This is a genomic window from Paenibacillus sp. FSL W7-1279 (assembly GCF_037969845.1).
Taxonomy (GTDB): Bacteria; Bacillota; Bacilli; order Paenibacillales; family Paenibacillaceae; genus Paenibacillus_AQ.
This window is the reverse complement of the sequence record NZ_CP150215.1, coordinates 3,651,249-3,666,455: the sequence shown is the minus strand read 5'-3', so window position 1 is coordinate 3,666,455 and position 15,207 is coordinate 3,651,249. Positions and strand designations below refer to the sequence as shown.

At 42.9% G+C, this 15,207-nt stretch carries 15 protein-coding genes and 1 pseudogene; 11 read left to right on the top strand and 5 right to left on the bottom strand.

Annotated elements, in window-relative coordinates:
- The first annotated feature begins 451 nt into the window (after window positions 1-451).
- On the top strand, window positions 452-775 hold the full coding sequence (locus tag MKY82_RS16285; RefSeq protein ID WP_339296585.1) for a cytochrome c: 324 nt from the start codon (window positions 452-454) through the stop codon (window positions 773-775).
- Between the two features lie 93 nt (window positions 776-868).
- On the opposite strand, the gene MKY82_RS16280 is transcribed toward MKY82_RS16285, so the two are convergent.
- Window positions 869-1,498, bottom strand: coding sequence for an SCO family protein (locus MKY82_RS16280; protein ID WP_194542714.1), 630 nt, complete (start codon window positions 1,496-1,498; stop codon window positions 869-871).
- Window positions 1,499-1,776: 278 nt separating this feature from the next.
- On the opposite strand from MKY82_RS16280, the gene MKY82_RS16275 reads away from it, so the two are divergent.
- The 6 genes from MKY82_RS16275 (at window position 1,777) to MKY82_RS16250 (ending at window position 6,216) form a co-directional block, all read left to right on the top strand.
- Window positions 1,777-2,148 (top strand): hypothetical protein, encoded by a 372-nt coding sequence (locus tag MKY82_RS16275; RefSeq protein ID WP_339296584.1) that lies wholly within the window; start codon window positions 1,777-1,779, stop codon window positions 2,146-2,148.
- A gap of 140 nt (window positions 2,149-2,288) precedes the next feature.
- On the top strand, window positions 2,289-3,473 hold the full coding sequence (locus tag MKY82_RS16270; protein WP_339296583.1) for a NosD domain-containing protein: 1,185 nt from the start codon (window positions 2,289-2,291) through the stop codon (window positions 3,471-3,473).
- A complete protein-coding gene (locus tag MKY82_RS16265; RefSeq protein WP_339296582.1) occupies window positions 3,470-4,048 on the top strand; it encodes a nitrous oxide reductase accessory protein NosL in 579 nt (192 codons plus the stop codon). The genes MKY82_RS16270 and MKY82_RS16265 overlap by 4 nt, the downstream gene beginning before the upstream one ends.
- A complete protein-coding gene (locus MKY82_RS16260; protein ID WP_339296581.1) occupies window positions 4,045-4,866 on the top strand; it encodes an ABC transporter permease in 822 nt (273 codons plus the stop codon). Before MKY82_RS16265 ends, MKY82_RS16260 begins: the two co-directional genes overlap by 4 nt.
- Complete coding sequence (locus MKY82_RS16255) at window positions 4,859-5,608, top strand: ABC transporter ATP-binding protein (RefSeq protein ID WP_339296580.1); 750 nt, start codon at window positions 4,859-4,861, stop codon at window positions 5,606-5,608. The genes MKY82_RS16260 and MKY82_RS16255 overlap by 8 nt, the downstream gene beginning before the upstream one ends.
- Before the next feature lie 68 nt (window positions 5,609-5,676).
- Window positions 5,677-6,216: a redoxin domain-containing protein gene (locus tag MKY82_RS16250; protein WP_339296579.1), complete on the top strand. Its 540-nt coding sequence runs from the start codon at window positions 5,677-5,679 to the stop codon at window positions 6,214-6,216.
- A 688-nt stretch (window positions 6,217-6,904) separates the two neighbouring features.
- Here MKY82_RS16250 and MKY82_RS16245 read toward each other — a convergent pair.
- Window positions 6,905-8,256 (bottom strand): annotated as a pseudogene (locus MKY82_RS16245) (MATE family efflux transporter).
- A gap of 136 nt (window positions 8,257-8,392) precedes the next feature.
- Between MKY82_RS16245 and MKY82_RS16240 the strand changes: the two are divergent.
- Complete coding sequence (locus tag MKY82_RS16240; RefSeq protein WP_194542710.1) at window positions 8,393-9,079, top strand: TetR/AcrR family transcriptional regulator C-terminal domain-containing protein; 687 nt, start codon at window positions 8,393-8,395, stop codon at window positions 9,077-9,079.
- Window positions 9,080-9,556: 477 nt separating this feature from the next.
- Here the strand turns inward: MKY82_RS16240 and MKY82_RS16235 are convergent, their stop codons facing one another.
- Complete coding sequence (locus MKY82_RS16235; protein ID WP_113061842.1) at window positions 9,557-10,447, bottom strand: LysR family transcriptional regulator; 891 nt, start codon at window positions 10,445-10,447, stop codon at window positions 9,557-9,559.
- Window positions 10,448-10,548: 101 nt separating this feature from the next.
- On the opposite strand from MKY82_RS16235, the gene MKY82_RS16230 reads away from it, so the two are divergent.
- Window positions 10,549-11,457 carry a DMT family transporter gene (locus tag MKY82_RS16230; RefSeq protein WP_339296578.1) on the top strand — a complete coding sequence of 303 codons (909 nt, stop codon included), beginning with the start codon at window positions 10,549-10,551 and terminating at the stop codon, window positions 11,455-11,457.
- Between the two features lie 293 nt (window positions 11,458-11,750).
- On the opposite strand, the gene MKY82_RS16225 is transcribed toward MKY82_RS16230, so the two are convergent.
- On the bottom strand, window positions 11,751-12,506 hold the full coding sequence (locus MKY82_RS16225) for an SDR family oxidoreductase (protein ID WP_339296577.1): 756 nt from the start codon (window positions 12,504-12,506) through the stop codon (window positions 11,751-11,753).
- 232 nt (window positions 12,507-12,738) lie between these two features.
- Here MKY82_RS16225 and MKY82_RS16220 point away from each other — a divergent pair, with 232 nt between their 5' ends.
- Window positions 12,739-13,122 (top strand): MerR family transcriptional regulator, encoded by a 384-nt coding sequence (locus tag MKY82_RS16220; protein WP_194542708.1) that lies wholly within the window; start codon window positions 12,739-12,741, stop codon window positions 13,120-13,122.
- 522 nt (window positions 13,123-13,644) lie between these two features.
- Window positions 13,645-14,220 (top strand): NAD(P)H-dependent oxidoreductase, encoded by a 576-nt coding sequence (locus tag MKY82_RS16215; RefSeq protein WP_339296576.1) that lies wholly within the window; start codon window positions 13,645-13,647, stop codon window positions 14,218-14,220.
- Between the two features lie 207 nt (window positions 14,221-14,427).
- Here MKY82_RS16215 and MKY82_RS16210 read toward each other — a convergent pair whose 3' ends face one another.
- Window positions 14,428-15,114 (bottom strand): SDR family NAD(P)-dependent oxidoreductase, encoded by a 687-nt coding sequence (locus MKY82_RS16210; protein ID WP_339296575.1) that lies wholly within the window; start codon window positions 15,112-15,114, stop codon window positions 14,428-14,430.
- Window positions 15,115-15,207 lie beyond the last annotated feature (93 nt).

Sequence of the window (15,207 nt, the reverse complement as noted above, 5' to 3'; positions counted from 1 at the left end):
AAGTGGCCACATTGTGGGATTATGAGTGTTAAAAGATGAGTGGTGGGGGGTATACCCCAAGTGCAAACCATCCGCCTCAACAGGTGGTAAAGATCAATCAACGGGCAGTTCAACGCAAGTTTACTCCCGATTCGTCTAAAAAGTCTTTCTAAACTTTCTTGATAGAAGTTCGCTTACTTTTTTAGGGAAACCAGTGCTTAGGTAAAAAGGAAAAAGGGTTGAATGGAAAGTGGCAGTTTATTAATTCACATTGAATATAAACTCTATTGTTGAGTGATCTAAAAAAGTTGAAGCAGCGATAATTACATAGTGAATTTATTAAAGGCTGCTCCAAATTGAACTATTAATTATTTTACATATAGCCCCAAGGAGGCATTTTAATCTATTTATAATTGAGAGAAAATAAGAAAACAATCGATTGGAACTGAAAAGTATGGGTATGGAGGGCACGATGAGAAAAAATCTTGGTAAATATGTGAGCGCATTAATTCTAGTTGGATTACTGACAGCATGTGGCAGTGAAACTACTAAAGAGCACTCAGCAACAACTGAGAATTCGATACCATCGGTTTACAAACAAAACTGTTTGTCCTGCCACGGAAGCCAGCTCGAAGGAAAGTACGGACCCAGTTTGCAAACAGTAGGAAGCCAACTTACCGAGGAAGAAATCACGACCATTATTTCCAAGGGGCAAGGAGGCATGCCAGCCTTCGGTAAGCGTTTAGATGAAGACGAGATTGCATCCATTTCTGTATGGTTGTCGGAACAAATATAAAAGGAAGTAGCTTAATGATATTCTTCCATCACCCGCTCCAGCTAAAGGAATGTCGTAGGAAACTTCATGAATAAATAAGAACAGCAGCAGGACTTAGGAATCCCGCTGCTGTTCTTTTAATAATATCTTGATATCTGTCAGAATTTGTTCATTCTCCATATCTTCACCCATCCGGTAGATCTGGCGCACACGCTGCTTACCATCGATTAACAGCAATGAGGTGATGGAATGCGCAAACAACCCATCATCGAGGCGCACAATCGATAGATTATACTGAGAAGCCAAATCCTTTACTTTGTTTTCATCTCCTCGCAGCAACGTCCATCCTCTCTGATCAATTCCCATCCGCTCCGCATATTGTTGCAATACCTCAGGTGTATCGTTCTTAGGATCGAATGTAATGGAAACCAACTCGACTTCATTACCAAACTGTCCTTGCTTCTGAAGCTCACTTTGGAGTGCAACCATATTAGCTGTTGTAGCAGGGCAAATATCCGGACATCGGGTGAAAATAAATGACGTTAATCGTATTTTCCCGTCAAATTGTGCTTCAGTTACAGTCTCTCCATGTAAATCAGATAAAGAAAAAGCTGGGGAATTCATTTTAACTGGCAGAGCAGGTTTGTAAAAGGAGGCAAATAACCAGTAACCGATGGCAATGATAATAATGATTATAGCTAAAATAATATACGAGCGCTTTGAAGCATTGCGAACAGGGATCATACTTTTTCTCCTTCTTTATATATTGGTAAATTGCGGTTTTTATTGTATCGAATATCAGGGATGGTTTCTATGACTCTATTGAGCTATGTCATGCATTTGATTACCGTGATCTTTCACTTCTACATCTTCAGCAATCATAGAGTATATCTCGTTTTCTTCTGCATGTCACAAATCTGTCGATTTTCAACCTTTGAAATGGCTCCATAGAGTTATAGGACAGAAGCATTTGAATTGCTAAAATGTGAAAGACTGACAACCGAGTTGGAGGGAGTGAGGGAATGAAGCAAAAATTGGTTTCATTTATGGCAGTGGTTATCCTTTTGGGTATCGTAACGGCATGTTCAGGCGAGGAATCCGTCGATTTGGAAGCTGTAGAAGTAGAGCTGTCTACAAAACCTGAAACCGTTATAGCGGGAAGCCAGGTCGATTTACAAGCTTTGTTCACTGGAATGAACGTATCTGACAAGGCACAGGCTACCTTTGATTTCCGGATTGGGGATAAACCGATACTGATTGAAGCTGTGAATGAAGGGGATGGTGTATTTAGCGGTTCGTTTACTTTTGCTGAAAAGGGGAACCAGACGATTTTTATACACTTGTATGAGGACGATATCCATATTACTAAGAAGAAACAGGTAGAAGTGCAATGACAGTCAGAAGAAGCATGATGCCCCTTTTTTTACTCTGGTTTTTTTTGGCGTTATTGAATAGCAGTCCAGTAAGAGCAGAAGACAAATGGCTTAATTTGCAAGCTTTATTGGACCAAGCCAAGCCAGGAGATACGCTTATATTGAAATCCGGCAATTACCATGGCCCGATTACCATTAACAAGCAGTTGACGATACGGCCGGAAGAAGGTGGCACGATAGAACTGAGAAATATGAGTGACCTACCGGCCATCACGATAGAAGCTGACAATACAACGATTGCCGGACTCCGCATCACCGATGTCATGGTCAAGGAAACGCCGACTGTGCTCGTCAAGGGTCATCGAGCTGTCGTGGATAGGCTGCATATCCAGACTGGTGGAGATGGAATATCAGTACGTGACGCAAACGAAGGTACCTTGACGAATAATACAATCGATTGGATGGCAGATGGCGTGAAAATGGCCGACAAAGGCAATGGCGTAGATATATTCAATGGGCATCGTTGGAAAATAACCGACAATACGATTCGTGATGTACATGACGGCATTTATATGGAAAGCAGTGATGATATCCTCGTCTCAGGTAATGTAATCGAACGCTCTCGTTATGGCGTTCACTGCATGTACACAAATCGGACCATCATCGAGCGGAACATAGGCAACCTAAATGTGACAGGGGCCATGGTGATGACTGCTCGACAAGTATCTGTTGTCGGGAATGTGTTCACGAAGCAAAGCCAGAACGTAAATTCGCAAGGAATTCTGCTATATGACACACACGAGACGACCGTGACAAATAATACGGTTGATGGCAATCGGGTTGGCCTGTATGTGGAACTATCAACCGGAAATATCTTGAAGAACAACAGAGTAAGTTACAATTTTGTCGGTATGCAGTTGCTGGAGTCAAGTGCCAATTCTATCAAAGGCAACCAATTTATTAGTAATGTGTCGGATGCACAGGCACGAGGCAGTGAGAAAAATCGGATTACAGAGAATTATTGGGACAATTTTCGGGGTATCGATGCGGATGGAGACGGGATCAGCGATATAACATATGGAATGAATCCGTTTTTCCAGGGACTCACAAAAAAGCGACCAGCATTTCAATTGTTTTTTCAATCACCGGGCATGGTATTCCTGGAAGGACTCTACCAGACGGATCGAGATCGCTGGACTATGGATAAGGCCCCGCTAATGGTTCCGCCCGGTAACGATGATCGAGGCGGAGACCAGGTAGGTTTAATAAAGACCGGACTTATGGGGTTCATACTGCTAGGCTGTACAGCCATTTTAATTTTATCGATGAGGAGACGAAATACATGAGAAAAGGGATTCAACTAACCTTAATTATGGTTGCTATCTTGATGATACTATCTGCTTGCGGAAGAGAGAAGTATGAGCCGCAGGCTATCAACGAAAATACGGATGTATGTGTCATCTGCAAGATGGCCGTCAAAGACGACCAATATGCGACTCAGATTATAACAAAGGACGGTCAATCTCTCAAATTTGATGATATCGGCTGTTTAAATACGTGGAAGAAAGAGAACGGAACCGATACGATCGGCGCAGAATTCGTCCGAGATTTTAACAGCAAACAATGGCTCCGTTATGAAAAAGCATACTATGCCTATGATCCTTCATATCAAACACCAATGGCTTATGGAATCGTCTCGTTTGAACAAGAGGCGGATGCCACAGCTTATATTGAAGAACAAGGCAAAGGTAAACTCATGACGGCAGAAGATCTCGCCAATCACTCGTGGGAAGTCAATCGGGATATGATGGATATGGGAGGGGAGCACGGTCATGATCATGCACCGGATCAGGAGCCTGGTGATGATATGCCTGACCACAGCGCCGATGAGCAACCAGCAACCGGAGGACACGGCTCGTGAGTGAAATGGGTTATGTAGCTGTAAGAGAAATGAAAATTGGCTTTCGAAATCCATGGGCCTATTCATTCATGGCCCTTTTCGCCATGTTTATGGTAAGTTTATTGATTATTAACTCGCAAGGTTATGTAAGCGGATATTCCGGCACTAGCGGCACCATGTTAAACCTGGCGTTATATTTGCTTCCTTTGATGGCGCTGATGTTGGGCTCTTTTTCCTTAACAGGCGAGAAGGAAGAGGGCAACTGGGAGCTTCTCTCAACTTATCCGCTGGGTACCTGGTCTTTTCTGGCTGGCAAGTATATCGGGCTTTCCATCGTCTTGTTATCCATTGTTTCCTTTGGATTTGGATTGTCGGGAGCAGCCAGCTGGCTTTCGGGTAGTGGTTTTGATTTTTTGACTTATCAGCAGCTTCTGGTCTTTTCAATAGGTTTATCCCTGTTTTTCCTCGGATTGGCCATGCTGATCGGTACACTCGCCCGCAATCGTTGGCAAGCACTTACGATCGCGGTGGGTGTCTGGTTTTTTGCCATCATTGCATGGCCATCTATTCTCATTGCATTGCTCGGCATGATGCCATACCCCTGGATCAAACCGGCCGTCACTACATTGACATTTCTTAATCCTGCAGAATTGACGCGTCTGTTTACCGTCGTCAAATTAGGTGGAGGCTCGACGCTCGGGCCGGAGTATTACGATTGGATGGTATGGATTCGTTCCACTTGGGGTACCCCGGTGTTTATTGGCGTGATGTTGCTCTGGATCGGCACCATGTTGACCATCTCTTTTGGATTATGGGAAAGGGGAAGAAGTCGTGGATAATCATCTGGTTCGGTTCGATGGGGTTCACAAATCGTTTAAGGGAAAGACGGTCATTGAGGAATTACAGCTGCATATCAGACAAGGGGAGGCCGTTGCTCTGTGCGGGGGGAACGGTGCGGGAAAAAGCACGTTGCTTCGCATGGTGGCCGGTATTCTACGTCCGACGAGGGGATCCATCTCCGTAAACGGTCACGATTGGCAGGAAAACAGACAAAATTATGCTCGGCAAATTGGATATATGCCGGATGATTATCGGTTTAGTCCAGGATTAACAGCCATGGAGACTATGCTGTTTTGGGCAAAGCTTCGCGGTCTTGGGGATACTCGCGCCAAAGAGGTGCTCTCGATGGTCGGCTTATCGGATACAGGCAGTAAACCCGTAGCTTCCTTCTCCAAGGGCATGAGGCAGCGGGTGTTGTTTGCACAAGCGCTGTTAGCAGAACCACCACTGGTGGTTATGGATGAACCAACCAACGGTCTGGACCCTTACTGGATGAACACCTTCGTAACGCTTGTGCGTCAAGCAGTATCTAATGGGCAAACGCTTCTCTTTTCAACGCATCAATTGGAAATTGCGGAAGCATTGGCGGATCGCATCGTTTTTTTACGGGATGGGAACGTGATTCTAGACAGAAAGAGGGATGACATCCACCTAACAAACGAAACCGAGGGGATGCAGGAAGTATTTAGAGAGTTGTTTGGGATCTCTGGAGGATTCTCCAGACACGAAGAAAAATTATAGTAGTGACAATTCCACTTTTTCTAAGGCTTTATATTAGGAGATAAAAGTTCAAGGAGTTTATCTACATAGTGGGCGAGGAGTTTATATTGAATATTATAATACGCAGTATCATTCAGTATTTGTTATTGGTTGTTATCCTACTCGGTGGAGTATATGCAATATTCCGATTCCAAGACGCTCCCCAAAGTCATGCCGGTGTGGGGGATATCGCACCGCCGTTTTCCTCAATGGATCTTGAGGGGAAACAAGTACGATTAACGGATTATAAAGGTAAACGCGTATTAATCAATTTCTGGGCATCTTGGTGTAATCCTTGTGTCAATGAACTGCCGCTACTGAACGAGGCATATAAGCTTGCAGGCGTTTATATGCTTGCAGTTAACGTTGGTGAGAAATCAGGAGCAGTTCAAAAATTCGTTGAACGATATGAACTCGAATTTCCTATCGTCATGGACAGCGACCTCAAAATTAAACACGCATATCAAGTGGTCGGCATGCCGCTAACACTGCTGATCGATGAGGAGGGTACAATTATTGACAGACATGAAGGTGAACTGACCGAAATGGAGGATATTTTGAATTTAATGAATCGGATCAAACAGGAGTAAGGTAACAAAAACCTGTAGATTATCAAGCATAGCTTCTTAGCGGAATTTTGGGTTGTGTTGAAACATATAGAGCAACCATAGGGGCAGTAGAATGTAAAACATCTTGGAATTAGAAGCTGATATAAAATCATGAAACAAAAAAGGAAGAACCTTTGCTAGGCTAAGGTTCTTCCTTTTTTGTTTCAACTGCTTAACGCTTCGGCAATGTGCGAAGGGGGTTGTGGGGAATGTTATCTAGGTCTTGTCATCCGACAAAAAAAAAATGACAGACTCATTCTTTAAAATAGGGCGTAATCCCTCTTGAATATGATGTTGCCAAACTATGCGAATAATGCAAACAATGAGATTGTGCAACTGAGTAATGATTTAATGAAATTTTTAAGTCAAAATGATATCAAATCGGAAAAGGTGTTATATATGAAATAAATCTCCAAAAAAATCCCGAGCCAAAGACAAGAACTTGTACCAATTGCCGTAATGGACAAGAACATGAGCCTATTACCGATTAGATAAGTATCTAACTATGTTTCCATGCAATTTCATTAAGCTAACGGGCAGGATAATTGAAGATCAAACTCGTTGAGCCTTACTACATGTGAAGGCGAAACTTTCTGCTTCACCTTATCTAGAAAAGGCAGGAGCATGAGTTGCCTTTATCCTGCCTTCTTGCGTGTTAAGGTATTGGATTCTACTGTACTAAACGATCCAAATCCGGCTGCAATTTGTTCCGCAAAACATACAGCATGATGGCGCCGACAAGGAATGCGACGGCATCCGCAATGACGAGCGACCAGATCACCCCGTGGAAGCCGTTCATCCAATTGGCGATATAGAGCACAGGAATCAGAGTAACTCCTTGAATAACGGACATAATAAACGCGGCCGTTCCTTGCGCTGTTGCTTGGAAAATCCCCGTAAACAACGTGGTCATTCCTGTAATGAACAAGGATAAGAATGTCACATGCAAAATGTAGCTGCCCATTTCAATTAATTGCGGGTCATTCGTAAATAAACCGATTAAGTGGTCGGAAATCAGATAGACGATGACACCGAATACGATGGCTAACGCCACAATCGTTTTGATTGTAAATCCAATGGTTTGCTTCATCCGTAATTTATTCGCTGTAAAGGAAAAGGCAATGAGCGGCACGACTCCCTCGCATAAGCCATCAAAACAAACTCAGGAAATTGCAATAAACGTGATGAAATTCCGTAAGCCGCTACGGCCGGATCTCCATATTCAATAAGAAAACGATTTAAGATGAGCGACATTGCACCCAAAAAGATACTCATAATAAAGACGGGAACTCCGATTTTGAATACATTGCTCAGAATCTCCTTGGAAGCCTTGAACCATTTTACGGAGACGGTTAAGAACTGGCTCTTGTATCCAATATGGAAGGCGTAGAATGCACTCGCAACCAAGTTGGAAATGACCGTAGCAGACGCAACGCCAATCACATCCCAATGAAACACGAAGATGACGAACGAATCGAGAATAATATTGACGACCACACTGAGAATCATACCGATCATCGATGTGATCGCTGCACCCTCCGAGCGCACGATATTCTCGAGCGTGAAGAATAATACGACGATTGGTGAACCGATAAGCATAATCGTGACATAGTCCTTCGTGAATCCAAAGGAGTCAAGCGTTGCCCCCAGGCCATAAATGATAGGATCGAGCAACGGAAGACCGACGGCCATCACAATTAGACCGAGAACCAAACTGCTGTAAAAAGCGAATGAAGATACTTGCTTTACATCATCATATTTTTTCTCACCGAGCAAACGGGAGATGAATGTACCGCTACCCATGCCAATCAAGGTGCCTAGCGCCATAATAATTGCGAATAACGGCAAGGTTAACGCGAGTGCGGTTAACATGGCGGTATTGTGAAGTGTACCAAGGAAATAGGCATTCAAGATGGAATAGATGACACTCATTGACGTGCCTAGCATCATAGGTATAGCGAAATGAGCTACGGCTTTTGCGACCGGGGCTTTTTCAAAGTAATGGAGGTTTTCTGCATCCATGCGGGTCACTACTTTCTTTATTTATTTTGGGTTCAATCTTACAGTGTTAGATTGAACCTTACAGTGTTAGATGATATCATGATCCTATGAACCTGTAAAGTATAAACTTACACTGTTAGATAAAGGGCGGATAACGATGAAAAAACAGCAACCTCAGATTTCGGAGGATAGGATTTTGGAAGCCTCGTGGGAGTTACTTGGTGAGGAGGGGATCGAGAAATTCAGCATGAGACGATTGGCCGTTAGGCTAGGGATTCAGGCTCCATCTATATACTGGTACTTTAAGAGCAAGCAGAATCTCTACCAGCGACTGGCCAACCAGGTATCGAAAATCATTCTGGATGAGTACCGCTCCGAGGGGGACTGGAAGGAGCAGCTGAAGGGACTTGCGGTAACGGTCCGAAGCGTGCTCAGCCGGTATCCCTGCTCCACGCAGCTCATGATGTCGACGCTGCCCCACGAACCGGACATCATCCGGTTCACCAACCGTATGCTGCTCTGCGTGGAATCGACGCCGCTTGAGCAAGAGCAAAAAATACAAACGGTACTTACGATTATGAATTATGTCTTCAACTTCGTTCTGGATGATTATGAGCACCAGCGCAATGTCTCCGCGATTCTTAAGGACCATGGAGCGGGGGCGCTTCCGGGTGAGGAAATGACTCGCCTTCTGGATTCTATGAGCGAGACGGATGCGGGACTGTTCCGGAGAATGTTCACGAACGGGCTGTTCGAACTGATGGGGACCGACAAGGCGTTCGAGTTCGGCTTGAAGTTGATTCTGCTCGGGATTGAGCAGGTGATAAAGGAGCAGGAGAAGTAGGAACTAAGAACCGCCCATCCGGTGATCGGATGGGCGGTTTCGAATAGGCTTACCGTTTAGTCGCACCAAACTGCGTTATAGATGATACGGGGAACCTTACCAGAAGTAGGGCAAAATTTTTGTTCAGTGGGGTGGAGAGAAAGATTTATGTCGGGGGACAGGATCATGTTCCCATTGAAAGTCGCTAATTTAAAACAAGGGTATAATACACAAAATACTGGAGGGAATGTCTTGTTTAAACGGTTTGTTCCTCTAATTTTCATCTACTTTGGCCTTTGTAATCAACTATGAACCACTCATCGCTACAGCTACATCTATGCTTTTGCCTTTAAATGCTGAACAAAATGCTAATAGAACAAGATGGCTTCAGCATTGATATTCGAAATCGAACTAGTACAGAAAGAACTATTGCTGAGGATTTTAAAAATACGAATTATTTGGGGAACTGAATCTTCTGCCATGCGCGATAATTGAACATTAGTGGAACCGATCCCCGGATAAATAAAGCTCCTTTGCAGTCTGGAGGAACAGTTTCACCCCGTGTGAAGCCTCCTTTAATGAAGGAACTGCCAAGTGAATGTCTCTATAGGGCTGCGGATTAATGGTCCGGATGCGGACATTAGGTGGCAGTGTAGATAGCGACAAAGAAGTTTTCGATACGATCGAGATTCCCAAGCCTTCTTGAATCATGCTCAACGCTGTGTTTATGTTGTGACCGTTATATTTGGCGTACAACGTGGTTCGGAATTGCTTAAATAGCTCAAAAATCGGCGTTACAAACCCGCCTTTGCACACAATCATAGGTTCATTATCCAGATCCGTAATATGAATGGTTTGGCGGCTTTGCAAGGGATGATCATCCCGATGGACCAGGCATAATTCATCTCGAAAGAACGGAATCGTTTCAAGCTCGTTGCCCGGCGGTATAATCCAACCGACATCGATTATTCTGGATTCTAGCCATTTTTTAATCTCTTCGATGGTTCCTTCAAACAGTTCAAATGTCAGCCCCGGATGCTTCTCCCCAATGATTCGCAATAATTTCGGCAAGAAGTGCGCGGACACAATCGGGAACACCCCGACACGAACGGTGCCAACTTCAAACCCTTTTTCAGCGGTTACCTCCTGCTCTACCTTATTGTATCCATGCAAAATCTCTCTGAATATGGCAAGCAAGCGCAAGCCGATATCGGTGAGGATAACCCCGCTTTTTCGTTCACGAATCATGAGAGTGACTCCTAATTCCGATTCAAGCGTTGAGATGGCTCGGCTGACGGCAGGTTGTGTCATATTTAATTGCTCACCGGCTTTGGTAAAGCTACCAGTCTCGACTATTTTCACAAACAACATCAATTGCGAATGTGTCATAACAATTATGATATCTCCTTCATAATAAACATGCATTTTATTTATAAGTTGATCTATTGTACCATGGTAATCACCATTACACAAAGGAGCGCTGAAGATAAATGCAACTTTCGCGAACACTTACTGTTATCCTGTTAACCTTTTTAGTCGCAATGTGGGGAGTGAACTGGCCGTTGTCCAAATATGCACTCGAGTTTGCACCCCCATTGCTTTTTGCCGGCTTGAGGATCGCGATCGGAGGTCTCATTCTGCTTCTTTTCGCTTTGCCGCGTTATAGATATCTTAATTTGAAGCATACTTGGCATATTTACCTAATCTCCGGATTACTGAATATCATTCTCTTTTTCGGTTTTCAAACGTTCGGATTGAATATGATGCCTGCCGGTCTATTTTCGACGATCGTGTTCATGCAGCCCGTTCTTCTCGGAATCGGAGCTTGGTTGTGGTTAGGCGAATCCATGAACGCTTTCAAAATAGTCGGCTTGGTTCTAGGCTTTATAGGAGTCGCTGTTATCAGCATAAACGATGGCTCTGGAAATATTTCGACCGTTGGTATCTTGCTTGGTTTAGCCAGCACGATTACTTGGACATTCGGTACGATTTATATGAAGAAAACATCTACTAAAGTCGATGCAATCTGGTTGACTACCCTTCAGATGATTTTTGGTGGAATTGTATTGTTGATAGCGGGTACTACCGTTGAAAACTGGACGGATATCGCTTGGAACCAAACGTTTATCTCGACTTTATCGGTAATTGCAATCTTCTGTACGGCCTTGACCTGGCTCGTTTTCTTTCTGCTTGTTAGATCGGGCGAAGCCGGCAAAATCGGATCGTTTAATTTTCTGGTCCCGCTCATTGCGATCGTGATCAGCGTTCTCTTTTTGGGAGAAACGATTACGACCAAGATGGTGGTGGGACTTATTCTAATTATCATAGGTATTGCACTTGTAAACCTCAAGATGAAATCACTGCAAAAGCGCGGCAATATGCAAAAGGTGGATATGTAGGCAAGGTAGGGGTAACGCAATATCGTTATTACTCATGATATTGATTAATGATCTATTGGCTTAACCAAATGAATTACGGTTTATTGAATTATCAGGAAAAGATACCCCTAAAGAAGCAAAGGCAGTCGACCAAGAGATGGGCTGCCTTTGCTTCTTGAACTAAGGATAGAATAGTTGGAATAGAGTGGATCATAGGAAGCATAGCTGACACTATCCTTAGACACACAATATGGTCGTATTCGTTCGGCAACAGCTCTAGTTTCACGGATTGTCTTTGCTGCTATTACTTGCGATCAGATATTCTGACCACCCGAAACTTCGATTCTCTGTGCATTAATCCAGCGATTGTCGGATCCAAGTAGGTTGGCGACTGCAGGACCAATGTCCTCGGGTACGCCGACTCGACTAAGGGCAGTCATCGAGGCAAACGTGTCATTGTAAGCAGGTATGTCGCGTACAGAACCTCCTAGAAAATCGGTTTCGATTGCACCAGGTGCAATAGTATTGGCGGTTATACCTCGGTGACCAAGTTCTTTGGCCAAATAGATGGTTAGAATCTCGACCGCACCCTTTGCGGCGGAATAGGCAGAGAAGCCAGGATAAGAAACGCGAGTGAGTCCCGATGAGAAGTTCACGATACGACCACCATCTGCAAGAAGCGGCAGAAGAGCCTGGGTCAAGAAAAATACGCCTTTGACATGCACATTGAACAGGCCGTCGAACTGAGCTTCAGTAGTTTCGGCATAGTCTATCATTTCTCCGTGGCCGGCATTATTCACTAAATGATCGAAAGTGTCACTATCCCACGTTGACCGCAGGGTCGAACGTACTGTCTCAGCAAAGGCCGCAAAGCTGGCAATATTTCCAACATCAAGTTGTAATGCCACTGCTTTACGACCCAAAGATTCGATCTCAGCAACAACAGACTTTGCTTCTTCTGCTTGGCTACGATAGGTCAAGATGACGTCACCGCCATGACGGGCAATACTGATGGCAGTATTGCGACCAAGTCCACGGCTACCACCAGTGACGATTGAGATATTATTCATTGTAACTTCATCCTTCCAGAACTCATTTTTTAATTGCATTGTTATCATAGATGATAAAGTTTACTTTAAGTCAAGACATTTTCACTGAAAAAATTAGTGTATAATTGAACCAGTGAAATATTTGATTTCATCATATTTTTCTCTTCTTTTTACAGCGTCAATTTGGTTTTTAATTAGATTTGCCAAAAAATCAATTAAAGTTTACTTTAATAGGAGGTGATGAGTTTTATTTATGTTGACTATAAAGAAAGTGACTGAATTGACAGGAATAGCGGCTCCCACACTTCGATATTACGAAAAGGAGGGGCTGCTTCCGCATGTGAAGAGAAATGAAAATGGGAAGCGGTTATATGACGAAAATGATTTAAGCTGGATTCACTTCGTTACTGCGCTTAGAGCAACAGGAATGCCGATTGCTCAAATTCAGAAGTATGTCTACTTGTATAAAGAAGGAGATTCGACGATTTCGGAACGAAAAATGATGATGCTCCATCATAAAAAAGAAATTGAGAAAAGCATAAGAGAGCTATATTTTAATTTAGATAAAATAAACTATAAACTTGCTCTATATGATGTAATAGAATCTCAGATTGAACGAACTAACATCAAAATTTGATTATGCCCAAATACAAAGTCGCTAAATTAGTGACTTTGTATTTTATATAATTGTATTTGAGTCAAATATACATTACTGACATGATACTGTTAAGGCAATGGGTTGAACGTCGAATATGAAATCACGACAAGTTTATTCATTTACAGAGGGCCTCAAACTATGGAATTATGAAATTTTATGTAAAAATGACGAAATATGAGTTGCATTTCAGAGAAAGAAGACATAAAATAGTCAACATGTTAGTGATTGATCAATTACTAAATATCCATATTCAAATATCGACAAGCGACTTATCTTGAGGTGCGTGTCGTTTAGATTCTCTTAATCTCACTGACTAGATTTACGGGTTCTTTAAGTCATCAGACAAGACTTAGGGGAGGCGAGGGGAGTCTTGTCTACCATGTATTGGAGCAGGTGGTATTACAGATGTACAGATCGAGGTATGTGCTGTTTTTATGTAAATATAATTGATCAATCAATAATTATCACAATTTGAAGCGCTAAATGAGAGGAGATATCCCTATGAACCATTTGATCGTGTATGCCCATCCGAGAAAAGTAAGCTTTAACCATGCTATTTTGGAAACTACCGTTCGAAGCCTCCGTCAAAAAGGACATGAGACTATCGTACGCGATTTATATGCGATGGAGTTCCAGCCCGTCATTAGCAGTAGCGAGATACTAGGCGGCGTAGGTGAAGACATTGAGCAGGAGCAGGAGTATCTGAAATGGGCTGACGTGATTACCTTCATCTATCCGATCTGGTGGACCGGACTGCCTGCAATCGTCAAAGGTTTTATTGAGCGGGTTTTTACTTACGGATTTGCCTATCGTTATGTGAATGGGGCGCAGAAAGGATTGCTGAAAGGCAAAAAAGCCATAATCATCAACACGCTAGGGAAATCACATGCCCAATATGCAGCTAGCGGTATGGACAAAGCGTTAATAGCGTTAATATTGACATCCGACAAAGGAATATTTGAATATTGCGGTATGGAGGTGTTGCACCATGTATTTTTCGAGTCCGTACCGAGCTCCGACGAGGCGACGCGTACGGCGTGGCTGAAACAAATCGAGGAGGTAGCGGGCAAAGCGTAAACAATATGGTATTAGACATTATAATTAAACAACGCATCTCTTGATGCATTCACTGTTTGATCCAATATGCCAATGGAACAATGGATATGGTTGTAGAAAGTCCTGTCGAGGGACAAAAACATGTTCCGATTGTCGATTTGAGATTGCTCTAGGCATTAAAAGAGATAAGACAACTATCATTTCAATAGTTGTCTTATCTCTTTCGTATTAATTTTCACCAAGAATTTTAGTTAGATCAAGCCCTGGAGGGAATATTTCTTCAAAATGGTCCTTTTTCTCATATAAATTATACCAAGCTTCAGCAATAACATCGGGGTCCCCTTCTGTTCCGGGTTGTATCATGGCTCCGATTGAAAGATGTCCGACAAACACACCTTTTTCTTTCAACTCATTGTGCAGGTTTGCGGCATAATTACGAATACCAGCCCCAACGATTCCGGCATTCCCGGCATAAGGTAAAGGGAACATAGTTGATACGCCTGTTGTAAATAAAATTGCACCAGAACCGTTATTTATCATATCCGGTAGAACCTCATTAACGGAAAGTACGCCGGCCAGCAAATAACTTTTCATTATATCTAATACACTTTGAGGCGTAGTTTCTAGCACGTTTGTGAACTTATCCTCCCTGGCATAAGGGCTAAATTCTAGTACATCAATCGAACCAAACTCTTGTTTAGCTGCTTGAATGGCTTGTTTTAAAGCAGCTAAGTCCGTAACATCCGCTACAAAAGATTGCGTTTCAATATTTAGTCCTCTTAGTTCACGTTCGATAATTGCTAATTTCTCAGGGTTACGTGCAATCACTGCTACCCTAAATCCATTCTTTCCGAATTTTTTGGCTAGAGACAAACCTAATCCAAGACCTGCACCAACGATGACAATAGTTTTCATTATTCGTTAGCTCCTTATCTATGATATATTAAAAGAAACATATGTTGCTTTAATGAAAACTATACAGCCAAAGGTTTAATGCAACAATCAACA

Bases quoted from the DNA above. Each gene is read 5' to 3' on its own strand.
- MKY82_RS16275 (WP_339296584.1), top strand. From the start codon at position 1,777: ATGAAGCAAAAATTGGTTTCATTTATGGCAGTGGTTATCCTTTTGGGT.
- MKY82_RS16265 (WP_339296582.1), top strand. From the start codon at position 3,470: ATGAGAAAAGGGATTCAACTAACCTTAATTATGGTTGCTATCTTGATG.
- MKY82_RS16225 (WP_339296577.1), bottom strand. From the start codon at position 12,506: ATGAATAATATCTCAATCGTCACTGGTGGTAGCCGTGGACTTGGTCGC.
- MKY82_RS16220 (WP_194542708.1), top strand. From the start codon at position 12,739: ATGTTGACTATAAAGAAAGTGACTGAATTGACAGGAATAGCGGCTCCC.
- MKY82_RS16285 (WP_339296585.1), top strand. From the start codon at position 452: ATGAGAAAAAATCTTGGTAAATATGTGAGCGCATTAATTCTAGTTGGA.
- MKY82_RS16240 (WP_194542710.1), top strand. From the start codon at position 8,393: ATGAAAAAACAGCAACCTCAGATTTCGGAGGATAGGATTTTGGAAGCC.
- MKY82_RS16215 (WP_339296576.1), top strand. From the start codon at position 13,645: ATGAACCATTTGATCGTGTATGCCCATCCGAGAAAAGTAAGCTTTAAC.
- MKY82_RS16230 (WP_339296578.1), top strand. From the start codon at position 10,549: ATGCAACTTTCGCGAACACTTACTGTTATCCTGTTAACCTTTTTAGTC.
- MKY82_RS16280 (WP_194542714.1), bottom strand. From the start codon at position 1,498: ATGATCCCTGTTCGCAATGCTTCAAAGCGCTCGTATATTATTTTAGCT.
- MKY82_RS16210 (WP_339296575.1), bottom strand. From the start codon at position 15,114: ATGAAAACTATTGTCATCGTTGGTGCAGGTCTTGGATTAGGTTTGTCT.
- MKY82_RS16235 (WP_113061842.1), bottom strand. From the start codon at position 10,447: ATGACACATTCGCAATTGATGTTGTTTGTGAAAATAGTCGAGACTGGT.